The 22,189-nt window shown below is 63.4% G+C and carries 22 protein-coding genes and 1 pseudogene; 9 read left to right on the forward strand and 14 right to left on the reverse strand.

Features of this window, described 5'->3' with window-relative positions; all coding sequences use genetic code 11:
• Positions 1-37 precede the first annotated feature (37 nt).
• The 5 genes from C1720_RS14520 to C1720_RS13405 all read right to left on the reverse strand — a co-directional run bounded on the left by C1720_RS14520 (position 38) and on the right by C1720_RS13405 (position 5,433).
• Positions 38-3,397: a calcium-binding protein gene (locus C1720_RS14520; RefSeq protein WP_304528924.1), complete on the reverse strand. Its 3,360-nt coding sequence runs from the start codon at positions 3,395-3,397 to the stop codon at positions 38-40.
• Positions 3,398-3,412: 15 nt separating this feature from the next.
• Positions 3,413-3,655 carry a hypothetical protein gene (locus C1720_RS13395; RefSeq protein WP_146007039.1) on the reverse strand — a complete coding sequence of 81 codons (243 nt, stop codon included), beginning with the start codon at positions 3,653-3,655 and terminating at the stop codon, positions 3,413-3,415.
• Between the two features lie 261 nt (positions 3,656-3,916).
• Positions 3,917-4,084, reverse strand: coding sequence for a hypothetical protein (locus C1720_RS13875; protein ID WP_158241735.1), 168 nt, complete (start codon positions 4,082-4,084; stop codon positions 3,917-3,919).
• Between the two features lie 399 nt (positions 4,085-4,483).
• Positions 4,484-4,894 carry a hypothetical protein gene (locus C1720_RS13400; protein ID WP_146007040.1) on the reverse strand — a complete coding sequence of 137 codons (411 nt, stop codon included), beginning with the start codon at positions 4,892-4,894 and terminating at the stop codon, positions 4,484-4,486.
• Between the two features lie 173 nt (positions 4,895-5,067).
• Positions 5,068-5,433 carry a hypothetical protein gene (locus tag C1720_RS13405; protein ID WP_146007041.1) on the reverse strand — a complete coding sequence of 122 codons (366 nt, stop codon included), beginning with the start codon at positions 5,431-5,433 and terminating at the stop codon, positions 5,068-5,070.
• A 247-nt stretch (positions 5,434-5,680) separates the two neighbouring features.
• On the opposite strand from C1720_RS13405, the gene C1720_RS12040 reads away from it, so the two are divergent.
• From C1720_RS12040 to C1720_RS12060, 5 genes are all read left to right on the forward strand, one after another.
• Positions 5,681-6,775, forward strand: coding sequence for a methionine ABC transporter ATP-binding protein (locus tag C1720_RS12040; protein WP_102284674.1), 1,095 nt, complete (start codon positions 5,681-5,683; stop codon positions 6,773-6,775).
• Positions 6,768-7,433 (forward strand): methionine ABC transporter permease, encoded by a 666-nt coding sequence (locus C1720_RS12045; RefSeq protein ID WP_050716195.1) that lies wholly within the window; start codon positions 6,768-6,770, stop codon positions 7,431-7,433. Before C1720_RS12040 ends, C1720_RS12045 begins: the two co-directional genes overlap by 8 nt.
• 40 nt (positions 7,434-7,473) lie before the next feature.
• Entirely contained in the window at positions 7,474-8,283 is an 810-nt protein-coding gene (locus tag C1720_RS12050; protein WP_050716194.1) for a MetQ/NlpA family ABC transporter substrate-binding protein, read from the forward strand.
• A gap of 153 nt (positions 8,284-8,436) precedes the next feature.
• On the forward strand, positions 8,437-9,243 hold the full coding sequence (locus tag C1720_RS12055; protein ID WP_102284363.1) for a MetQ/NlpA family ABC transporter substrate-binding protein: 807 nt from the start codon (positions 8,437-8,439) through the stop codon (positions 9,241-9,243).
• 198 nt (positions 9,244-9,441) lie between these two features.
• Positions 9,442-10,254 carry a MetQ/NlpA family ABC transporter substrate-binding protein gene (locus tag C1720_RS12060; RefSeq protein ID WP_102284364.1) on the forward strand — a complete coding sequence of 271 codons (813 nt, stop codon included), beginning with the start codon at positions 9,442-9,444 and terminating at the stop codon, positions 10,252-10,254.
• A gap of 439 nt (positions 10,255-10,693) precedes the next feature.
• Here C1720_RS12060 and C1720_RS12065 read toward each other — a convergent pair whose 3' ends face one another.
• From C1720_RS12065 to mltG, 4 genes are all read right to left on the reverse strand, one after another.
• Positions 10,694-11,062: a PilZ domain-containing protein gene (locus tag C1720_RS12065; RefSeq protein ID WP_102284365.1), complete on the reverse strand. Its 369-nt coding sequence runs from the start codon at positions 11,060-11,062 to the stop codon at positions 10,694-10,696.
• A 17-nt stretch (positions 11,063-11,079) separates the two neighbouring features.
• The gene (locus tag C1720_RS12070; protein WP_102284366.1) at positions 11,080-12,156 is read right to left on the reverse strand and encodes a DNA polymerase III delta subunit-related protein; all 1,077 of its coding nucleotides are present in this window, start codon (positions 12,154-12,156) and stop codon (positions 11,080-11,082) included.
• A gap of 139 nt (positions 12,157-12,295) precedes the next feature.
• Positions 12,296-13,018: a dTMP kinase gene (gene tmk / locus C1720_RS12075; RefSeq protein WP_102284367.1), complete on the reverse strand. Its 723-nt coding sequence runs from the start codon at positions 13,016-13,018 to the stop codon at positions 12,296-12,298.
• Positions 13,015-14,145 (reverse strand): endolytic transglycosylase MltG, encoded by a 1,131-nt coding sequence (mltG, locus tag C1720_RS12080; protein WP_102284368.1) that lies wholly within the window; start codon positions 14,143-14,145, stop codon positions 13,015-13,017. Before mltG ends, tmk begins: the two co-directional genes overlap by 4 nt.
• A 103-nt stretch (positions 14,146-14,248) precedes the next feature.
• On the opposite strand from mltG, the pseudogene C1720_RS14665 reads away from it, so the two are divergent.
• Together C1720_RS14665 and ygfZ are read left to right on the forward strand one after the other, a co-directional pair.
• Positions 14,249-14,431: pseudogene (locus C1720_RS14665) on the forward strand (Nif3-like dinuclear metal center hexameric protein); the annotation flags it as partial.
• A 69-nt stretch (positions 14,432-14,500) separates the two neighbouring features.
• Positions 14,501-15,412, forward strand: a complete 912-nt coding sequence (gene ygfZ, locus C1720_RS12090) for a CAF17-like 4Fe-4S cluster assembly/insertion protein YgfZ (RefSeq protein WP_233199961.1) — start codon at positions 14,501-14,503, stop codon at positions 15,410-15,412.
• Between the two features lie 213 nt (positions 15,413-15,625).
• Here ygfZ and C1720_RS12095 read toward each other — a convergent pair whose 3' ends face one another.
• The 5 genes from C1720_RS12095 to rpsP form a co-directional block, all read right to left on the reverse strand.
• Entirely contained in the window at positions 15,626-16,135 is a 510-nt protein-coding gene (locus C1720_RS12095; RefSeq protein WP_158241736.1) for a thermonuclease family protein, read from the reverse strand.
• Positions 16,136-16,772: 637 nt separating this feature from the next.
• Positions 16,773-18,257, reverse strand: coding sequence for a S41 family peptidase (locus tag C1720_RS12100; RefSeq protein WP_158241737.1), 1,485 nt, complete (start codon positions 18,255-18,257; stop codon positions 16,773-16,775).
• A 434-nt stretch (positions 18,258-18,691) separates the two neighbouring features.
• The gene (locus C1720_RS12115) at positions 18,692-19,531 is read right to left on the reverse strand and encodes an IPTL-CTERM sorting domain-containing protein (protein ID WP_102284373.1); all 840 of its coding nucleotides are present in this window, start codon (positions 19,529-19,531) and stop codon (positions 18,692-18,694) included.
• A gap of 256 nt (positions 19,532-19,787) precedes the next feature.
• Complete coding sequence (rimM, locus tag C1720_RS12120; RefSeq protein ID WP_199171009.1) at positions 19,788-20,363, reverse strand: ribosome maturation factor RimM; 576 nt, start codon at positions 20,361-20,363, stop codon at positions 19,788-19,790.
• Positions 20,364-20,380: 17 nt separating this feature from the next.
• A complete protein-coding gene (gene rpsP / locus C1720_RS12125) occupies positions 20,381-20,638 on the reverse strand; it encodes a 30S ribosomal protein S16 (RefSeq protein WP_050716185.1) in 258 nt (85 codons plus the stop codon).
• Between the two features lie 263 nt (positions 20,639-20,901).
• Here rpsP and C1720_RS12130 point away from each other — a divergent pair, with 263 nt between their 5' ends.
• Together C1720_RS12130 and ubiE are read left to right on the forward strand one after the other, a co-directional pair.
• On the forward strand, positions 20,902-21,315 hold the full coding sequence (locus C1720_RS12130) for a gamma-butyrobetaine hydroxylase family protein (RefSeq protein WP_050716184.1): 414 nt from the start codon (positions 20,902-20,904) through the stop codon (positions 21,313-21,315).
• 31 nt (positions 21,316-21,346) lie between these two features.
• The gene (gene ubiE / locus C1720_RS12135; RefSeq protein ID WP_102284374.1) at positions 21,347-22,081 is read left to right on the forward strand and encodes a bifunctional demethylmenaquinone methyltransferase/2-methoxy-6-polyprenyl-1,4-benzoquinol methylase UbiE; all 735 of its coding nucleotides are present in this window, start codon (positions 21,347-21,349) and stop codon (positions 22,079-22,081) included.
• Positions 22,082-22,189 lie beyond the last annotated feature (108 nt).

Consider the following 22,189-nt stretch of genomic DNA (forward strand, 5'->3'; position numbering starts at 1 on the left):
GGCAGGGCTTGCCCGCCGCTTCGGCCTGCCCCCGGCTTCACGCGCTAGCCGCCAGCAGGGGCCGGAAACCGCCGGGCTGCGCTTCAAGGCTGGCCGGGCCGGTTTGCGCGCTGGCTGCCGCCGGCGGCGCAAAGCTGGCCAGCGCGCCTGCCAGGCGCTGGGCTTGGGCTGTGGCGCTGAAGTCTTCCGCCATGAGCATGCGCCGCGCCCATGCGGACGGCACGTAGGCCGCTGGCTGCGGCGCGCCCTCGGCCTGCTGCCCGCCTTCTTGCCCAAACTCGCTCATGGCCTGCGCCAGCGCGTCGGCTTCAGCCCACGGCCCTTTGTGACTGTGGATGAGTTCATCTTCAACCCACGGCCCTTTGTGGTTGTGGATGAGTTCACCTTCAGCCCACGGCCCTTTGTGGTTGTGGATGAGTTCATCTTCAGCCCACGGCCCTTTGTGGTTGTGGATGAGTTCATCTTCAGCCCACGGCCCTTTGTGGTTATGGATGAATTCATCTTCAGCCCACGGCCCTTTGTGGTTGTGAATAAACGCGCCTTCGACAAAGCCCGTGGCGGGCGCGGCGGAACGCATGAGGCTGGGCGCGGCGGCCAAGGGCGTGTCTTGGGCTTGCTGCCCAAATTCGCTCATGGCCTGCACCAAGGCGTCGGCTTCGGCCCACGGTCCTTTGTGGTTGTGGATGAGTTCACCTTCAACCCACGGCCCTTTGTGGTTGTGAATAAGCGCGCCTTCCTGGCCGAACGGGCTGCTGGCCTGCTGCGGGGTTTGGCCTGGTTCGATGATGCCGGGGCGGATGGCGGGCGCGGCGCTGGCGCTGCGGATGAGGACGTCTGGCGCCGCTGCCTGTCTCGCCGCTGTCAGGCTGCCGTTTTTGCGGTTTTGCCGTTCGCTTTGTTCCAGCCGCTGCGCCAGTTGCGCGGCGCTGAGGGTGACGCCGTCGGCAAAGCGCACTTGTTCGATGGCGTGGCCGCCTGCGGCCAGCTGGCCGCGCAGGGTGAGGGTTTGGCCTTCAAAGCCGAGGATGAGGTCCTGGCCCTGGCGGGTGAGCTTCCAGTTGGCTGTGGAGGCGATGTGCTGCAGGCGCACGGTGTCGATGTCCTGGGCTGTGGCAGCGCTGCTGTCTTCTTCGATGGTGTCGCTGCCTTGGGCGCGGCCCCAGATGTAGGTGTCGCTGCCTGCGCCGCCAATGAGATGGTCGTCGCCCTGGTGGCCGGCAAGGAAGTCGTTGCCTGTGCCGCCCCAGAGGCGGTCGTCGCCCAGGCCGCCGTGGATTTCGTCGTTGCCTTCTCCCCCGTAGAGCCAGTCGTCGCCGCCTTCGCCGTAGAGGTGGTCGTCTCCGGCTTCGCCGCTGAGGGTGTCTTGGCCCTGGCCGCCGTAGAGCCAGTCGCCGCCTTGGCCGCCGAAGATGCGGTCGTTGCCGCCTTCGCCGTAGAGGTGGTCTTCATCCGCGCCGCCATGAAGCTGGTCGTCGCCTTCCGCTCCGTAGAGCCAGTCTGCGCCTTGGCCGCCGCTGGCGATGTCGTCACCCGCGCTGCCGTGTAGATGGTCTGCGCCTGCGCCGCCAGTCAGGGTGGGCGTTGCGGGTTCAGGCTGCGGCACGGGGTTGCCTTGGGCGTCGAGCACAAGGCCAGGCGTTGGTGTTGGTGTTGGTGTTGGTGTTGGTGTTGGTGTCGGTGTCGGTGTCGGTGTCGGTGTTGGTGTCGGTGTTGGTGTTGGTGTCGGTGTTGGTGTTGGTGTCGGTGTCGGCGTTGGTGCCGGTGTCGGCGTTGGTGCCGGTGTCGGCGTTGGTGCCGGTGTCGGCGTTGGTGCCGGTGTCGGCGTCGGATCGGGATTGGGCACAGGTTGCGGATCAGGATTCGGCTTCGGATCAGGATTCGGCTTCGGATCAGGATTCGGCTTCGGATCGGGGTTCGGCTTCGGATCGGGGTTCGGTTTCGGATCGGGGTTCGGTTTCGGATCGGGCTGCGCCGGTGTGTATTCAGGCAGTTGCAGTCCCAAGAACGCACTGCTGCCCCGGAAGAAGTCGCGCACGAGTACGTGGCCCGCGCTGCCTTGTCCTCCCGCGCTTGCACGTATGACCAGGTCCGCCCCTTGCCGCGTGAGGCGGGCTTTGCCGTCGCTGCTTTGCCATTGGTCTTTGCCTGTGGCCTTTACGCTTTCTCGCGTGAGGGCCGTGCCGTCAAACAGGAGGCTGCCTTGGCCGTCTTTGTCGGCAATGACGGTGCTGCCGCCTTGTTGCAGCATGCCGCTGTAGAGGTGGTAGGTGTCCTGGCCGCTTTGGTCGGTGATGGTGTCATTGCCTGCGCTGAGGTGGTAGGTGTCGTTTCCGCTTTCGTCGGTGAGGCGGTCGTCTCCCGCTCCGCCTGCAAAGGTGTCGTCTCCCGCTCCGCCGTCCAGCCAGCTGCCGTCGCTGCCTGCGGCCAGCCGGTCGTCTCCTGCGCCGCCGTGCAGCTCGTCATGGCCGCTGCCGCCAATGAGGGTGTCATCGCCGTCTTCTCCGTAGAGCTGGTCTTGCTGGCCGTCGTCGTCGCTGGCGTCCAGGCTGTCGTGGCCTGCGCCGCCATAGAGCCTGTCATGGCCCGCGCCGGCATAAAGCTGGTCGTCTCCGCTGGCCGCGTGGGCAGGCATGTCTTGCGCGTCGTCTCCGTAGAGGGTGTCGTCGCCTTCGCCTCCGTAGAGGATGTCGTTGCCCGCCTGTCCGGCGATCCAGTCGTGGCCTGCGCCGCCGTCCAGGATGTCGTCGGCTCCGCCTTCGGCTACGCGCTGCTGCTGCATGAAGCTGATGCCCGCGCCCAGGGTGAAGCGGTAACCCGTTCCGTGCGGCTCGGCTTGCCAGTCCCATTCATGGATGCGGCCATTGGGGACCACAACGGGGTTCATGGCGTAGGCGCCGTCTGTGCGGGCCTGCTGAAACTCTTGCGTGGCCGCATTCCAGCTGTAGCTGCGCGTGCCTGCGCCTGCGTAGGGCAGCGCCATGACGCGGCTTGCCACGCTGTATTGCGCATCTCCCAGGATGAGGTCATCGCCTGCGCCGCCCTTGATGTCATCGCTGCCCGCGCCGCCAAAGAGCACATCTTTTGCGCTGCTGCCGTAAATGTGGTCACTGCCCGCTTCGCCGCTGATCCAGTCGCCTCTTTGGTGGCTTTGGCCGTTGTGCCGCTGCCATTGATCATCGTCACTGGCGCCCCATAGCCAGTCGTCTCCTATGCCGCTGTAGATCATGTCGGTGTTTGGGCCTTCATATTCCAGATGGTCTTTGCCGTCGTTGTCATAGATGGTGTCAACACCCGTGTCAGTTTTGCCAAAAACATAGGTGTCTTCTCCTGCCCCGCCTTCCAGCCAGTCGTTGCCCGCGCCGCTTTCCATACGGTCGTCCCCATTGCCGCCATACAGGCGGTCTCTGCTGTTTTACCGCCAGACTGTGGCGTCAAAACCTGTGTCCGCTGAAAGCGGAAAGTCATTTGTATTAATTCTATTGACAACTAAAAAATGTTTACCCATGTAGTCGGCAATTATTGGCATCATGCGTTTATTAATACCTTTATTTGTTTTCATATTCTCACCAATAAGTCCATTGCGATCTTCCTCTTTGATGGCATAAGTTGCATCCGCAAGCAATGCGTTGATATAGCTGCGATGGATGGAGATCATGATGAGCCTTTCACTCTACGATGGAAATCTGATTGTTGGCGTATTCTCCTTAATAATAAAAACATTTCGAATGGACAAACATTGGACTGCCGCCATTTATGCCGACCCAGGTATATGGGGTGAGCCATCCTCCTCCGGAAGTTCCATATGCGCGAAAAGTGGCCAAAGTCTCTTTTGTTTGCGCATCGGTCAATGATATGAAGTCTTCTTCTATCGGAAGCGCGGTATGTGGCACAAGCCCGCCTTCAGTCCAGTTTATTATTACTTTTTTCCTTTTGCCTTTGATAAGTCAGCGCTCGAAATACCATATCTTTTGCATAGATACTCATATTGAATAGCCCCAATAATCTCATCCGCCAGCATCAGCGGAAAAGCGCCAATTACAATAACCAAACGCGTGAAAAACACCGCAGCGGGCGACCATTTCAATCGGCAAGTCAGTCATTTACTCAGCGCGATCAAAATCCTGACAAAGACGACAAACGCACCCAAAAATAATAATCCAGCCATGAGTCATCTTTCGTCTTGTTATCGTTCACAAGAATCAGGGCAACAAGAATTGACAATCCAAAATTTGTCAGTAATGAATTTCGACAATTGGAGCGTCATACGATTTGAAAGAATTCCTTTTTTATTTTCCAATTATTCTCGATCAATAATGCCTATTGGCAAATCTATATAGGCCGCATCTGCAAGTAATGCATTAATATAGGTGGATTGAATGTAGCTCATTGCGAATTTCCTTTCTCTATAAGAGCATCAACGTTAATGGCATGAAAAATACCCGGCACCTCTTTGGCAACACAGGAAGCACCACCAGAACTACCATTAAAGGATATTTTCTTGAGGAGAATACCTCCCCCCTCTGGAGCATTGTGTAAAAGAAAAAAATACTTTCCCGCTATCTATATCCTGATATTTGTAGTCCGTGCAGGAAGTTGGAACGAGATATCCCCAGAGTTTAGTCTCTTTTGTCTCAAATTTTGCACGTTGCACTTTTATCCAGTCGGGATCAAGTTTCACCGTCGCTTTGCGATAACATATATATTCAAACTGAATCATGCCGATAATTCGATCAAAAAACAATACAAAAAATATGCCAAAAAAGACTCCTGCGCGCAAAAGAAATAATTTATTGGGTGACAGCGACCAACCGAAAATCTTGACTAGCCGGTTGCTGATCATCACGGCAATCAAGATGAATCCGCCCAGAATGGCGTATGCAATCATTCCTATCATGCACCGATTCCTTATTTAGATAATATACATATTGGCAAACTTGTTCTGGTTGACGAGCTTTGCTCACGCCAAAGACTCTGCCGCTTCACGTCATGTGGACAACCAGCAACATTGCGATTTGCTCTCAACGGAATGCTTTATACACCCGGTTTTTGCTTCTGCTGGCCCTTATTTCATGAAAAGCGTGAACGATTTCCGCTTTTCAGGCCCAATATCCGATAAGGGGCGACATGGAGATGATGAACGGCATATCCGGCTGATGACGAAGAATTGGCATTGATGCCGGATCGGGCCGCGCCGGTGTATTCAGGCAGTCGCAGTCCCCAAAACGCGCCGCCGCCCTGGGAGAGGTCTTGTTTCAGTCTCTTTCCATGTGCCGCGTCAGAAAAATTTGCGTATTTCTTCCAATGGCGCATGCGGTCTGATAAACGTTTTGTTTTTAATGATCCGCTCGCATGCCTGGTGGCGAAGCTTTCAGTTCTTTCAGTTATGCGGTTCTTGTCTTTGAACCAGCGTTTGCCTGCGCGTCGTTGGCTCACGCGCTGGCCGTCAGGCGCGGCGCGGCGGCCAGCCAGCGAGTACAGTCACGAGTTTTTTGTTCTGCCCGTGCATATGGACACAACTTTTTATTCGTTTGAAAACGCAAGGCCGTGCGCCATGATCGCGGCCCTGGTGGTTGAATGACCCATGTCTGACGCTGACTTTTCTTTTTTGCATTCCTTTCGCGATGCCCAGCCTGCCGCGCCCGCCTTGCCAGCGGGCGCTTTTGATGGGGCGGGCACGCCCATGATTGCGCTGGATGACATCACGCTGGATTACCCCGGCCCCGGCGGGCAGACCGTGCGGGCGCTGCACGGGGTGAGCCTGCGCATCCAGCCTGGGGAAGTGTTCGGCATCATTGGGCGCAGCGGGGCGGGCAAAAGCTCGCTGGTGCGCTGCATCAATTTGCTCAACCGGCCCACGCAGGGGCGGGTGGCCGTGGCGGGCACGGATTTGATGGCGCTGCCGCCAGCCAGCCTGCGCGCGGCGCGGCGTGAGATTGGCATGGTGTTCCAGCATTTCAATTTGCTGTCTTCGCGCACGGTGTTTGACAACGCGGCGCTGCCGCTGGAGCTGGCGGGCATGGGCCGCAGCGAAATCCGCGAGCGCGTGACGCCGCTGCTGGAGCTGGTGGGGCTTTCGGCGCTGGCTGACCGCTATCCGGCGCAGATCAGCGGCGGGCAAAAGCAGCGCGTGGGCATTGCGCGCGCGCTGGCCAGCCGCCCGAAGGTGCTGCTCTCGGACGAGGCGACTTCGGCGCTCGATCCCGAAACCACGCGTTCCATCCTGGCGCTGCTGCAGCAAATCAACCGCGAGCTGGGGCTGACGGTGGTGCTGATCACGCACCAGATGCAAGTCATCCGCCAAATCGCGCACCGCGTGGCAGTGATGGATGCGGGCCGCGTGGTGGAGCAAGGCAGCGTGCTGGACGTGTTCACGCGCCCGCAGCAGCCCATCACGCGCAGCCTGATTGACGAGGTGATGCCGCAGACGCTGCCCGCCAGCGTGCGCGCGCACATGGCCGCGCTGCATGCGGCGCTGCCCGCCGGGCACGCAGGAAGGCTGCTGCGGCTGATTTACGCGGGCGAGCGGGCCGAGCAGCCGGTGCTTTCGCGCCTGATTCGCGAGCACGGGGTAGATGTGAGCATCCTGCACGGGCAGATGGATGAAATCCAGGGCCAGACTTTTGGCTCGCTGGCCATTTACGCCAGCGGCCCCGCTGGCAGCGTGCAGGCGGTGGCTGCCGCGCTGGCAGCCAGCGGCGTGCAGGTGCAGGATGTGACCGATGAAATGAAAGCGGCAAGAGCAAGCGACGAGATGAAAGGCCCGGGCCATGTTTGAACACTTCACCGCTGCCATGCTGGAGCTGTTTGCCACTTCGCTGTGGGAGACGGTGCTGATGGTGGCCATTTCGGGCCTGGCTGGCGCGCTGCTGGGCGTGCCGCTGGGCGTGTTTCTGCGGCTGACGGATCGCGGCGGCGTGCTGGAAAACCGGGCGGTCAATGCCGTCACGGGCGCCATCGTGAACGCGGTGCGCTCCACGCCTTTCATCATCTTGCTGGTGGCCATCATTCCGTTCACGCGCTTTGTCGTCGGCTCGTCCATTGGCACGGCGGCGGCCATCGTGCCGCTGACCATTTCGGCCATTCCCTTTGTGGCGCGGCTGGTGGAGACGGCGCTGCGCGAGGTGGATTCGGGCCTGGTGGAAGCCGCGCAGGCCATGGGCGCCAGCACGCGGCAAATCGTCTTCAAAGTGCTGCTGCCCGAGGCGCTGCCGGGCATCGTGGCGGGGCTGACCATCATGCTGGTGAGCCTGACGGGCTATTCGGCCATGGCGGGCGCCATTGGCGGCGGCGGCCTGGGCGATCTGGGCATCCGCTACGGCTACCAGCGCTTTTTGCCAGACGTGATGCTGGCCGTGGTGGTGATCCTCATCGTCTTTGTGCAGCTGCTGCAAAGCCTGGGCGACTGGGCGGTGCGCAAGCTCAGTCACAAATAACGCGCTGGCTTTCCATCCCATTGATTCAAAAGGAAAACACATGAAAACACGCACTTTTCTCCGCACTCTGCTGGCTGCGGCTTCAACCGCCGCGCTGCTGGCTCACGCGCCGCTGGCGCTGGCTGGCGGCCAAACCACGCTCAAGGTGGGCGTGACCGCCGGCCCGCACGCCGAAATCATGGAGCAGGTGAAAAAGCAGGCCGCCGCGCAAGGGCTGGACATTCAGGTCGTCGAGTTCAGCGACTACGTGCAGCCCAACGCCGCGCTGGCCTCGGGCGACTTGCAGGCCAACAGCTACCAGCACCAGCCCTATCTGGACCAGCAAGTGGCCGACCGGGGCTACAAGATCGTGAGCGTGGCCAAGACGGTGGCCTTTCCGATGGGCGTTTATTCCAAAAAGCACGCCAGCCTGAAAGACCTGCCCGAAGGCGCGCGCATCGGCATTCCCAATGACCCTTCCAATGGCGGCCGCACGCTGCTGCTGCTGGAGGGGCAGGGCCTGATCAAGCTCAAGCCCGGCGCGGGCCTGCGCGCCTCGCCGCTGGACGTAGTGGAAAACCCGAAGAAGTTCAAGTTCGTGGAGCTGGACGCCGCGCAGCTTGCGCGCTCGCTGGCTGACCTGGACGCCGCCTCGGTGCCCACCAACTACGCCCTGCCCGCCGGGCTGGATCCGAAAAAGCAGGCGCTGGCGCTGGAAAAGGCCGACACGCCCTACACCGGCGTGCTGGCCGTGCGCGAGCAAGACAAAAACCAGCCCTGGGTGCAGGCGCTCATCAAGTCTTACCAAAGCGCGCCGGTGCGCGACTTCATCAACGAGCACTTCAAGGGCGCACTGCTGCCCGCGTTTTGAAGGCACTGAATTTGCTCTTTAATCCATAGCAATACGTCCCCGCAAAATGGGCGACAACGCCCTTTTTGAAGGCCCTGAATTTGCTCTTCTTTTTGAAGAGTCTGGCGTCTCTCCCCTCCTTCTTCCACCCTGCCCTTCAAAGGAAACCCCGCCATGATCAAGCTGCAAAAACGCGCTTTCATCCGCACCCTGCTGGCCGCCGCCTGCGCCTTCGCCTTCGCTGGCGCGGCCCAGGCCGAGAACGTCAAGCTCAAAGTCGGCGTCACGCCCGGCTCCCACGCGCTGGTGATGGAGCAAGTCAAGCCCCTGGCCGCCAAGGAAGGCATCGACCTGCAAGTGATCGAATTCAACGACTACGTGCAGCCCAACGCCGCGCTGGCGGCGGGCGATCTGGACCTGAACTCCATGCAGCACAAGCCTTACCTTGACCAGCAAATCAAAGACCGTGGCTACAAGTTCGCCATCGTCGGCACCACGCTGACCGAGCCGATCGGCATCTACTCCAAAAAAGTGAAATCGCTGGCCGAGCTGCAAGAAGGCGCGCGCTTTGGCATTCCCAGCGACCCCTCCAACGGCGGCCGCGTGCTGCTGCTCTTGCAGGAAAAGGGCCTCATCAAAATCAAGCCCGGCACGGGCCTGACGCCCTCGCCGCTGGACGTGGTGGACAACCCAAAAAAGCTCAAGTTCGTGGAGCTGGACGCCCCCCAGCTGCCCCGCTCCCTGCCTGACCTGGACGCCGCCGGCATCAACACCAACTTCGCGCTCGAAGCGGGCCTGAACCCCAAAACCGACGCCATCACGCAAGAAGGCCCCAACGGCCCCTACGCCAACATCCTCGTCGTACGCGCAGAAGACCAAGCCAAACCCTGGGTGGCCAAGCTGCTCAAGGCCTACCAGAACGACACCATCCGCAAATACATCGACGAAAAATTCAAAGGCGCCGTCATCCCCAGCTTCTGAGCGCCTGCCCAGAAGCTGGCCGTGAGGGGCAAAAGCGTGAATTGAAATGGGCGGCAAAGCGCAGACCGCCCGAATCCGCGCCTTGCGCATCCACGGACAAACCTTGAACAGGCCCCAACGCCTCTCCGCACAGGGCATGACCGCGCCGCCATGCCCTGTGCCCCTGCTGCCCCTTGCCTGCCCACAGAAAGCTCTCCCATGCCCAAACTCACCTTCTTGCGCGCCCTCTCGCGCGCGCTCTCGCCCGCCCTGCTGGCCCTGGCCGCCGCGTGCCTGCCCCCTGCCCTGGCGGCTGAAGAAATCAAGGTCGGCGTCACTGCCGGCCCGCACGCGCAAATCATGGAAGCCGTGAAAAAAGCCGCCGCCCAAGACGGCCTGCAAATCAAAATCATCGAATTCGGCGACTACGTGCAGCCCAACGCCGCGCTGGCCTCCGGCGACCTGCACGCCAACAGCTACCAGCACAAACCCTATCTGGAGCAGCAAATCAAAGACCGTGGCTACAAACTCGTCAGCGTGGCCGACACCGTCACCTTCCCCATCGGCCTGTATTCCAAAAAAGTGAAATCGCTAGGCGAGCTGAAAGAAGGCGCGCGCTTTGGCATTCCCAACGACCCCACCAACGGCGGCCGCGCGCTCCTGCTGCTGCAAGAAAAAGGCCTCATCAAGCTCAAGCCCGATGCCGGCCTGAAAGCCACCCCGCTTGACATCACTGAAAACCCGAAAAAACTCAAATTCGTAGAACTGGACGCCGCCCAGCTGCCCCGCTCGCTCGACGACCTGGACGCCTCCGCCATCAACACCAACTTCGCCCTCTCCGCCGGGCTGGACCCCAAGCGCGACGCCATCGCGCAGGAAAGCCCCAAAGGCCCCTACGTGAACATCCTCGTCGTGCGCGAACAAGACCAGAGCCAGCCCTGGGTGCGGCAGCTCATCAGCGCCTACCACAGCAACGCCGTGCGCCAATACATCGACCAGGCATTCAAAGGCTCTGTCACAGCCGGCTTCTGAGCGCCTGCTCAAAGCGCGGCTTTGCTTGGCGGCAGCCGCGTTTCCCCTTCCGGCAGGCGGAAAGCAAAGCGGGCTTTCCGCCAAAAAACCGCGCCCGCCGATAACCCCTTCCTTGCAGGCGGCTCTCCTTGCGAGAGAAAACAAAACGCTCAGACAAGCGAACTGGGCCGGTTCGTGCGCCCCCTTGAAACCGGCCTTTTCCGGCAAGCCAGACGCCCGCGCTGGCAAAGCATGAAAGCAGCCAGAAGGCCTTGCATGCCCTTCATGCCTTCTCGGGAAAATTGCTCCTATATCAATAGCAAGAGGTCCTAGTGGAACCTGCGCAGAGCGGCATTTTCACCCCTTCAAATTTGCTCCGTTTTTGATACGGTTTGGCAGCAGGCCGTCCAGGCCGCGCCTGCTACGGGGGAGGGAGCGCCTGGCTAGCCGCTGCGGCCTGTCAGACCGTTTGTGTAGGCCGGTCGGAGTGCAGGGCGCCGCCCAGCGCCACTTCGATCTTGCTGCGCAGGTCGGCGGCCTTGTCGTCTTTGGGGAAGCGGATGCCAATGCCCTGCGTGCGGTTGGCCGAGGAGCGCGCGGGCGTGATCCAGGCCACTTTGCCGGCGATGGGGTAGCGCTGCGTGTCGTGCGGCAGGGTGATGAGCACGTAGATGTCATCGCCCAGGTGGTATTCGCGCGTGCTGGGAATGAAGATGCCGCCTTCGGCAAAGATGGAGATGTAGGCGGCGTAGAGAGCGGCTTTTTCCTTGATGGCCAGCTGGATGACGCTGGGGCGGGGCGTGTGGAGGGAAGCGGGAACGGTGCTCATGAGATGTGAATGGCGTATCAGTTTGTTGCCTTGGCCGAGTTTAGGGCCTGCCGGGCGCTGCTGGCAAGGTATTCGAGGGTGAGGCCCGCGTTGAGCGGGTGTTCGGCGCTGCGGGCGGCTTGCGCGAGCTGGCCCCACCACTTGGCCAGCGCGGGCAGGGGCAAGGGGCGCGCGGGCAGGTCGGCGGCGGCGAAAAAGCGCGGGGGCGCGCCGGTTTGCGCGGCCATGAGATCGGCGCAAAGCTTTTGCAGGCGGGCCACGATCTCGGCCGTGGGCAGGCTGGCCAGGGCGCTGGCGTCGCCCTGGGCCAGCGCTTTGGGCAGGCGCGCCCATGCGGCGGCGGCTTGCTGGCCGTCGTCGAAGGCGGCCTTGGCTTTTCTGGCCGTGGTCCGGGCTTCAGCCTGGCTTTCGGCGCTGCGGGCCAGTTGCAAGGCTGCGGCGGGGCGCCCGCCTGCGGCTTGCAAGAGGGCGGCTGCGGCGGCTTCGTGCACGCCGCAGGCGGCCAGCCACGGCAGGACTTCGGCGGCATCGGGCCAGCGCAGGGTGTGGGTCAGGCAGCGGCTGCGGATGGTGGGCAGCAGCAGGTGGGCGGCTTCGGTGGCGAGCACAAAGCGCATGTCGCCTGGCGGCTCTTCCAGCGTTTTGAGCAGGGCGTTGGCGGTGACGGCGTTCATGCGCTCGGCCGGGTAGATGAGCATGGCCTTGCCGCGCCCGCGCGCGCTGGTGCGCTGGGCGAATTCGATGGCGTCGCGCATGGCGTCCACACGGATTTCCTTGCTGGGCTTGCGCTTTTTCTCGTCGATTTCGGCCTGCGCTTTTTCGGGCAGGGGCCAGCCGCGCTCCAGCATGTGCGTCTCGGGCATGAGCATGACGAAATCGGCATGGGCATGCACGTGCAGGCTATGGCAGCCGGGGCACTGCCCGCAAGCGCCCTGGGGCGTGGGCGCGTCGCACAGCCAGGCGGCGGCCAGCGCCAGCGCCAGCTCGAACTGCCCCAGGCCGGAAGGGCCTTGCAGCAGCCAGGCGTGGCCGGGGCGGGCCAGCAGTTCAGCGGCCTGGCGGGCAATCCACGGGGGCAGATGGACAGAAGGCATGGGCAGTCAGTTCAACAAAAGGAGCGGATTTGAGGGGGTGCAAAGCGGCGCCCGCGCAGTTTCCACTAGGACCTATTGCTATTGGAAAAGGAGCGAAAATCAAGGTGCTAGACCCTAGCCGCAAGGCGCAAAAGGCGGGTCAGCCCGCTGGCCCGATCCACCCGCGCTCTTGCAGGGCGGCCAGGGCGGCGCGGCGCACGGCGGGCGCGGGCTGGGCGGCGTCAATGCGGACAAAGCGGCGGGCGTCTTCGGCCATGCGGCGGGCGTAGGCGCTGCGCACGGCTTCAAAAAAGGCCAGGGGCTGGGCTTCAAAGCGGTCGGGCAGGCGCGCGCCTTGCAGGCGGCGGGCGGCTTGCGGCGGGGGCAGGTCAAACCAGAGGGTGAGGTCGGGCCGGGGCGCCTGCCCGCAATCGGCCGGTTCGGCGCCCCTTTCGTTGTTTGCTTTGTGGCTTGCCCCGTTGTTCATCTCGCCGTGGATGAGGTCATGGCCCAGCGCGATTTGCTCCAGCTGCGCCAGCGCCTGCCATGAAACGCCCCGGCCGCCGCCCTGATAGGCGAAGGTGGCGTCGGTGAAGCGGTCGCACAGCACGGTGCGGCCTTGTGCCAGCGCGGGGGCGATGACGGCGCGCACATGGTCGCGCCGGGCGGCAAACATGAGCAGCGCCTCGGTCATGCCGTCCATTTCTTGCCCTTGCTCGAGCGCCAGGCCGCGCAGGCGCTCGGCCAGCGGCGTGCCGCCCGGCTCGCGCGTGCGCACCAGCGCGTGGCCTGCGGCCTGCAAGGCTTCGGCCAGGGCTTGGGCGTGGGTGGATTTGCCCGCGCCGTCGATGCCTTCCAGCGTGATGAACAGCCCTTGTTTCATGGCGCGGTGTTTGCCGGAATGGATGCAGGCGCGGCTGCGGGCGGGCGGGCCGCCGCGTCCTTGCCCTTGTCTTTACCGTTTCCATCGCTGTTGCGGGAGCCTGGGCGCTGGTATTGATGGACCGCGCGGTTGTGCTCGCCCAGCGTCTGGCTGAAGTGGCTGCTGCCGTCGCCGCGCGCTACGAAATACAGCGCCTGCGTGCTGGCCGGCTGCACGGCGGCCATGAGAGCGGCGCGCCCCGGCATGGCGATGGGCGTGGGCGGCAGGCCCTCGCGGGTGTAGGTGTTGTAGGGGGTGTCGGTGAGCAAATCGCGCTTTTTCAGATCGCCGTCAAAGGCTTCGCCCAGGCCGTAGATGACGGTGGGGTCGGTTTGCAGCTTCATGCCCGCTTTGAGGCGGTTGATGAACACGCCGGCCACTTGCGCGCGGTCGTCGGCATGGCCGGTTTCTTTTTCAACGATGCTGGCCAAAATGAGCGCTTCGTCTGCCGATTGCAGCGGCAGGCCCGGCGCGCGCGCGGCCCAGGCGGCTTGCAGGCGCTCGTCCATCAGCTTCAGCGCCTGACGCAGCACGTCCAGATCGCTGCTGCCGCGCGCGTAGTGGTAGGTGTCGGGGAAAAAACGCCCTTCCGCCGCCACGCCGGGCTGGCCCAGCGCGGCCATGATGGCCTCGGGCGTCATGGCGCGCGTGTCGCCCTTCAGGTACGCGGCCTTGGCCAGCGCGGCGCGCATCTGGCGGAAAGTCCAGCCTTCAACGAAGGTGATGCTTTGCACGATGCGCTCGCCGCGCAGCAGCTTGCCCAGCAGCTGTCCGGGCGTCATGCCTTGCGTGATGGCGTAGTCGCCCGGCTTGATCACGCCGCGCGGCTCTTGCGGGCGTTGCCACTGCCGCCACAGCAGCGCCGCGCGGAAAAAGCCGTGCAGCAAAGGCGCCGGGGCGCGCACGCCCGCCGCCTGCGCCTGCTGCGCCGCCACTTTCAGCGAAGCGCCGGGCGGCACGCTCATCTCCACCCGGGGCGCAGCCAGCGCCAGCGGCTGCTGCGCCCACCAGGCCAGCGCGCCTGCTGCCGATGCGGCCAGCGCGGCCAGCAGCAGCAGCCATTTCAGCAGTTTCTTCAATGCCCGCACTGGCCCTACCCGAATCCTGAATCAAAACGGGCCATGATAATTCAGCGCATGACCGCCCCAGCCCCCCAGATTCCCTCTGCGCCGCCCGCCCGCCTGNGATCACCTGGCGCAAGCGCTGCAAAGGCCGCCCATTGCCATTTACGGGCCGCCTGCGCCCATTCGCAAGCTGGCCTGGTGCAGCGGCGGCGCGCAAGGCTTTTTTGAAGGCGCCATTGCGGCGGGGGGCGATGCCCTCATCACGGGGGAAATCTCCCAACCCCAGGCCCATCTGGCGCGCGAGGGCGGCGGGGCCCTTTTCGCCCGCGGGCCCCCCCCCCCCCCGCGCCACGGCGCCCCCCCCCCCCCCGTCCACGGCGTGCTGCGCGCCAGCGGCGAAGACGCCGCCAAATTCCTGCAAGCGCAACTCACGCAAGACGTGCTTGAAATGCGCCCCGGCGGCCCCGCCCGCCTGGCTGCCTTCTGCACCCCGAAGGGGCGCATGAGCGCCAGCTTCATCATCACCCGCCCCGCCGAAAACGAATTCCTGCTGGTCTGCTCGCGCGAACTCATCGCGGGCCTGGTCAAGCGCCTGTCGCTGTTCGTGATGCGCGCCAAGGTGAAGATCACCGACGCCAGCAGCGCCATCGCCTGCCACGGCCTGATTGGCGCGGCCGCCATCGCCGCCGCCCAAACAACGATTCAGGCTGCCGCGCCTGCCGATGCGGCTTCGCCCGAAGGCCAGGCGGCAAGCGGCCTGCCGCCCTTGCCCCAGCTGGCCGAGCTGCCCCCTGCATGCGGCCTGCCCCGCGCCCTCTGGCTGGCCCCCGCTGGCGCGAGCGCCCCGGCTGCCTCGGCCCTGTCTGAAAACGACTGGCTGGCCGCCGAAGTGCTGGCGGGCGTGGCCCGCATCACCAGCGCCACGGCAGGCGCTTTCGTGCCGCAAATGCTCAATTACGAAAGCGTGGGCGGCGTGCACTTTCACAAAGGCTGCTACCCGGGGCAGGAAGTGGTGGCCCGCAGCCAGTTTCGCGGCGTCATCAAGCGCCGCGCCTTCGTCGCCCATTGCGCCGCCGCCGTGCAGACGGGGCAGGAAATCTTCGTCGGCAGCGACGATCAGCCCGCCGGCCTGATCGCCCTGGCCGCTGCCGCGCCTGGCGGCGGCAGCCTCGTCATCGCGGGCCTGCAAATCGCCGCCGCCCTGGGCAGCGAGCCGCTGCACGCCGGCAGCCCCGGCGGCCCCCGGCTCGAGGGCCTGCACATTCCCTATGAGCTGGCGCACGATATTTGATTGAGGGAAGGGAGCCAGCCCCGGCCAGCCCATGAGCAGCCGCAGGCGCACCTGAACGGATAAAACCGCGCCTTCGGGTTGGCCCCACCAGCCAGAACGCATTAAAAGAGGAGCAAATCCAAAGGGGTTGGAATGCCTCTCTGCGCAGTTTCCACTAGGACGCAGCGCTATGGATTAAGGAGCGAAATTGCTGAACGCCCGGTTTTGGTTTTATTAACGTTCGGCCCGCGTGCAAGGTCCATGGCGGCGTCTGAAATCGGCAGGGCGCTCGGGTTCAGCGGCGTGGGCGAAAACACCCTGGCGCGCTTGGCGTGCGGCGGCTTCTTGCTCGGCATAGGGGCCTCGGCCTCGTCCATAAGACCAGGCCCAGCCTTGGCGCGCCATGCGGGCGGCCACGTCTTCACCGCCTTTGTCGCGCAGGCGCACGGTGGCAAGCGAGCGGCCCCAGCCATCGCGCGCATGGGTTTGCACGCTCACGCGCTGGTTCAGCGCCAGGGCGATGAGCGCCTGCCGTGCTTGCGCACCACCGCTTTGGCAGCTTTCGGGCGCATCTACGCCTTGCAGGCGCAGCTTTCGAGCACGTTCGCCCGCATCGGGGCGCACCCAAAGCGTGTCGCCATCCGTCACCCACATGACCGTGCCTTGCCAGACATCGGCTCGGGCGCAAGTGGCAGCCAGCAGCAGAAAGGCAGCGGCAAGAAAGCGAGGGAGAGAAAAAGGCAAGAGGAAAGGGCGCGGCAAAAGCATCATGGCGTGAGGCGGGCAATGAAAACATGCGCTGCGAACAACGCCCCCGCATTGTCTGAGGCCATGAGGCGCTTGCGCCCTTTGGCTCATATCCGCGCCGCCCCTTTTGAAACGCTCTTCAAGAACCTGTTCGCAATCTGTCCGTGGGCGCAAACAGCGCGGACTCGGGTGGGCTGCGGCGTTGCAAACGCCTCGCCGGGCTGCAAGACCCGCCTGCGGTTTGCGCCTGACAGTTCATCCCGGTTCCCGATCTTGTGCTCCTCACGGCCAGATCATGAACAGGTTCTAACCACTCGCCACGCTCCGCCACGCAGACAGTGGCCTTCAGACTGGCTCCTTCTGCATCAGAAACAGAAGCAAATTTGAGGGGGATCAAAATGCCGTTTCCGCTGGTTTTACCAGGACATCCTGCTATTGATACAGAAGCAAGAAAACGCCCTGCCCTCTTTTCCCTGTGCAGTCCGGCCTTGTGCATCGCTCCCTTCGTTTAGTGCGGAATCCACAGTCATCGCGGCAAGTGCGTCAGCGGCAGGTAAAAAAAGCGGGCGCCTGCTGCGCCCGCGTGTCACTTTTCAGGCGGCCCGGAATCTGCGGCGGGCCGCCGTTTGCCGTTTCAGTGCCGCAAATCGGCTGGCAGCAGGCGCACGCCAGGCAGCTCGGGCCGCTGGAAGTCCATATCGATGCCGCCTGCCGCAGCTTGCGGCAGCGGCTCTTGTGCGGCTTCGGCAGATTTGGCCGGGCAGCTTCCGGTCTGGATGTGGTGCAGCGCGGCGGCCAGCAGGCCCTCTGCCGCGTCGCCCCGCTCATGGCTCAAGTCATCCGCCACGGCGCAGGTGGGCGCAAAGCCGTCGGTGTAGCCGCCATAGCCCACTTCGTTGGCCATTTCGACTTCGATGGCGGCGATGGCCTTGCCGCAGTTCTTGCGTTCAATGAAGCCATAGGGCTTGCCGCAGGTGGTGGAGCCGATGAGCACCACTTCCACGCCAGCGCCGCGCAGGCCGTTGATGGTGGCTTCGCTGGCCGAACACGTCCAGCCCGTGGCCAGCACGTACACGCGCGGCAGGCTCAGCTGCGGCAGGGCGCTGCCAACAGCGTGAGTGCCGCCATCCGAATTGGCGCCCACTTGGGTGGTGAAGGGCACCACGCCCTGACGCGTGGCTTCCTGGCGCTTGTCGTTGTATTTCATGCGCACGAATGCCTTGCCTTGCACGCGGCTGCCGCCCAGCATGGAAGCCAGCGACCAGGCCTGATACATCCACCCGCCACCGTTGTAGCGCAGATCCAGCACCACGTCGCTGATGCCTTGCCGCTGCAAGGCTGAGAGGGTGTCGATGAGGCGGTCCTGCCCGTTGTCAATCTCATAGGTGTTGAACTGCACGTAGCCCACCTGGCGGCCGCCCGCCTGCACCACTTTGGATAGCGGCAGCGGGTCTTCCACAACGTTTGCGGCGCGCAGCGTGATTTCGCGCTCGGCAGACGTTGGCGTATCGCGCACGGTGAAGGTCACGCTCGCTCCTGTGGGCGGCCTGTACCAGGAAAGGTAAGTGGCCGCCAGCACGTTCACCAGCTGCGCCCCACGCTTGAGGCCCGCGCGCTCGGCAGGCGAATCTTTGAGCACGTAGGCCACGCGCCGGGGCTGGCTCTCCGTCCAGTACACGCCGTAAGAAGGGCCGGAAGGAGAGCGCTTTTCGTTATCTTGCAGCGTGCGGATGTAGCTGAAGCGGTCCTTGGGCTTGCCGCTGTGGTCAAGCGTTGCGATCCGCAGGCTGTTGAAATAGTCTTCCACCGTGCCGGTGACGTTGGCAGCGCTGTCACGGATTTCGCTGTACCACAGATAAATCTCGTCCATGTGCGAGCGGATGAACCGGCGCTCGCCGTCGGCCGTGCATACGTTGGCCAAGGTTTCGGAGGGCGGAAATTGCTGCGTGCCGGGCGTCGGCGTTGTCGTGGGGGTTGGCGTCGGCGTAGGCCTTGGCGTTGGTGTTGGCCTTGGTGTAGGCGTGGATGTAGGGCCTGGCGCGGGGGCGTCGCCATCGCCGCCGCCACAGGCGGCCAGCGCCAAAGCCAGCACCAGCGGGCTTGCGAATCGCAATTGCATCTTCTTCTCCTTGAGTGCAAAAAAAGCGACTTTAACGGCAGATTTGCCGCTTTTCATGCCAAATGCATTGATTTCGCCAAGATTTGCAAATCATCAATCATCGTTACGAGGCGCCCTCACACTCGCCGCGCCTAGCTGCAGCAGCGCCAAATAAGTGAAACCGCTCAGATACGTGATGACAAGAAAGGTCTGCGCGCACATGCTGGTCAGTCGTTCTCATGCGCCAGACTGCGCGGAGCTGATCCGTTGCGCTACGGCTCTGTAGAGGATTTCATCGATCAGCATCAACCACGACACCAGCAGCTCCACGCTAAAAGCCCGCTCCCGGCCGCTGGCGCAAAAGCTCGCGCTCTCTGCCCCAAAGCCCGGTTCCGGGCAAAAAAATGCCCCGGCCAAAGGCGCGGGGCACAAGCAGAAAAACAGAGACGCAGGCTTCACGCGCGCTTTTTGCGCCGCCGCCAGGCTGCCGCACCGCCCAGCAGGCCGCCCAGCGCCGCCAGGCCCCAGCCGTGCAGCGTGGGCACAGGCGTGGCAGCGGCAGCAGGCGCGGGACGCCAGTCGCAGACCGATTGCGTCACGGACTGCACGCCCAGCCACATGCCGCCGCCGCCCGTGTCGTAAACAGCAAAAGCCAGTTCGTTTTCGCCCGTTTTCCACTGTTCATTCACATGGGCACCGCCGCCCAGCGTAAAGTCCCCGGCAGGCGTCACCATCATGCGCTTGCCGTTGAGATACACGCCCACCACCCTGTCGTCCGCCCGCAGATTGGTCTGGCCATGCCCAATAGCAGGGAACTGCAACTGGTAAGTAGCCGGATTCACCGTGGCGTCCAGCTTGAAGCGATAACGCATGTAGTACAGATGGTTGGCGGGCAGTTGCGGCTGGGCTGCTGGCAGATAGCTGCCAATGAAGATGCCCGGATAGTTCGCGTGCGGGGGAGAAAAAGTCAGGTAGCGGTCAATCTCGTGTCCATTAAAAAAGGCCCAGGTCAATGTGCTGGGTAGCGGATCGGAACCCGTTGACTGCAATGCAAAAGAAGCCGTCGCGCGCTCCCAGCGCGGCTGGTTGCCCCGGTCGGCATCTGTCGCGCTGCCATTTTTGGCTCGGGTATTGAGCTGCGCTTCAACCGTATCGGCGTTGGCGGGTCGGTTGGCGTCGCAATAAAAAGTGGGCGGCGTGCCAGGGGGCGTGATGGCGCTGGCTGGCGCTGCGACGAACAGACCGGCTAGCGCGCCCAGCGCCAGGGCGGTCTGGCATGAAATTCGGTGTTTCATGTCAATCTCCTGAAGCAAATAAAAAACAAGAGGGAATATTACCTGCGTTTACCTATGTTGATCAAGCCGCAAACGCAAGGTGCGCCGCCGTTTCCCCAAAATGTTTCTCAAAACCTGTTCATGATTTGGCCGTGAGGGCGCAAGTGTGTGGATCGGAATAAGCGGCAAAGCGCAAACAGCTCTTGCGACCCAGCGAGAATTTGCAGCGCCCACGAGCGCCCCAAGCCGCTTCCACGGACAGATTGCAAACAGGCTCTCAATAGTCCGGCTGCCAATCCACGGTGATGCGGCCTGCTGCCAGGTCCACCTCGTCCACATAGGCGGAGACGAAAGGAATCAGGCGCTCTTGCGGTTTGCCGTCTGCGCCCTCAAAGGCCAGCGCCAGCGTGGTTTGCGGCCCGGCAGGCAGCAGCTCGCACACCTGGCCCAGCGGCACGCCTTCGCGGTTGAAAACGGCCAGCCCGATCAGATCAACCCAGTAGTACTCGCCCTCGGCAGGCGTGGGAAAGGATGAGCGGGCAATGAAAATGCGCGCGCCCTTGAGCAAATCGGCGGCATCGCGGTCATCCACGCCCTGCGCGCTGGCCACCACGGCATCGCCATGCGCCTTGACTTGCCGCACGGGCAGGCGCTGCGGGCCGTCGAAATGGCGCGCGCCGCGCGCGGGCGGCAGCAAAAACCAGCGTTTGGATGAAAAAAGCGCCTCTGGCGAGGCGCTGTAGGGCTGGACCTTGAACCAGCCTTTGATGCCCCAGGCGTCCTGCACGCGGCCCACTTCCACCGCGTCATCAGGCAGCTCGGCTGCTTGCAGGGGCCAGGTGGCGCCAGGCACGGCTTGCAGGCCTGTGCTCAGGCGGCGGGCTGGGCCTTGGCAGCCTGGCGGGCCAGGCGCTCGACGGTGGGAGAAGCCTGCGCGCCCACGCTCTTCCAGTACGTCAGACGGTCTTGCGCCAGACGCAAGCCCTCTTCGCCTTCAACGGCGCGGGGGTTGTAAAAGCCAATGCGCTCGATGAAGCGGCCATCGCGGCGCACGCGCTTGTCAGCCACGACGATGCTGTAGAAGGGGCGGGCCTTGGAGCCACCACGGGAAAGACGGATAACGACCATTGAAAATTTGCCTTGAAAAGGTGTTGCGGCGCGCGGCCCGTGGGGTCATTGGGCCAGGCTCCGCGAGGGGACTTCTCCGGCCCGCGAGACACACGACATGACCACCCGGCCAGCGGCGAACCGAAAAACGGCGGATTATATGAGGCGCGCCTCTCCTTCGCGCGGGCTGCTGCCATCGCGGCGCAGTCACAATTCGGGCTTTTGCTTTTGCCCTTCGCTTCAGGCTTTCGCGCCTCTCCCCTTTCTTTTCTTTCACATCCGCCATGCAGCGCGACTACGCTCCCGCACCGCCTCCGCAAGACATCACCGTCCACACCGCCTCCCGCGTGCTGGAGTTGCGCTACGCCAGCGGCCAGACGCTGCGCATTCCCTTTGAGCTGCTGCGCGTGTATTCGCCTTCGGCGCAAGTCAAGGGCCACGGGCCGGGGCAGGAGGTGCTGCAAACCGGCAAGCGCGACGTGCTCGTCACCGGCATGGCCCCCGTGGGCCACTACGCCATCCAGCCCACGTTTTCAGACGGGCACGACAGCGGCATCTACACCTGGGACTACCTCTACTTTCTTGGCTCGCGCCAGCAGGCGCTGTGGCAGGAATACGAGCAGCGCCTGGCCGCCGCTGGCGCGCACCGCGACGACGCCATGCCCGAAACAGCGGGCCGCAGCTGCGGCAGCCACTGAAATTCCTCTTCACTCCAACAGAAAGCCCCTCATGGCCAGCACCCATTTCGGTTACGAATCCGTTGATGAAGCCGACAAGGCCCGCCGCGTGCGCGGCGTCTTTGACTCCGTCGCCAGCAAATACGACCTCATGAACGACCTCATGTCCGGCGGCCTGCACCGGCTCTGGAAGGCTTACGCCGTCATGGTGGCCAACGTGCAGCCCGGCCAGCGCGTGCTCGACATCGCGGGCGGCACGGGCGATCTGGCGCGCGCCTTCGCCAAAAAGGCCGGTGATGGCGGGCAAGTCGTGCTCACCGACATCAACGAAGCCATGCTCCGCACGGGGCGCGACCGCCTGCTCGACGCCGGTCTGGCCCTGCCCACCGTGGCGTGCGACGCCGAAGCGCTGCCTTTTGCCAGCGGCCAGTTCGACCTCGTCAGCGTCGCTTTCGGGCTGCGCAACATGACGCACAAAGACCGCGCCCTGCGCGAAATGGCCCGCGTGCTCAAGCCCGGCGGGCGGCTGCTCGTGCTGGAGTTCTCGCAAGTGGCCCCGCCGCTGCGCAAGCTCTATGACCTGTACTCCTTCAACGTGCTGCCCCGCCTGGGCAAGCTCGTCACGGGCGATGAAGCCAGCTACCGCTACCTGGCCGAATCCATCCGCATGCACCCCGCGCAAGAAGAACTCAAATCGCTCATGAAGGAATGCGGCTTCGGCCACGTGGACTACCACAACATGACCGGCGGCGTGGTGGCCCTGCACGTGGGCGTCAAGTGCGAATAAGCCTGTCTTTTCGCTCCTGGATCCATAGCATGAGGTCCTGGTCGAAACTGCGCGCAAGCCATTTTTGACCCCCTTGAATTTGCTCCGCTTTTTAATGATGGAGCCGGG

The sequence above is a fragment of the Ottowia massiliensis genome (assembly GCF_900240305.1).
GTDB lineage: Bacteria > Pseudomonadota > Gammaproteobacteria > Burkholderiales > Burkholderiaceae_C > Ottowia > Ottowia massiliensis.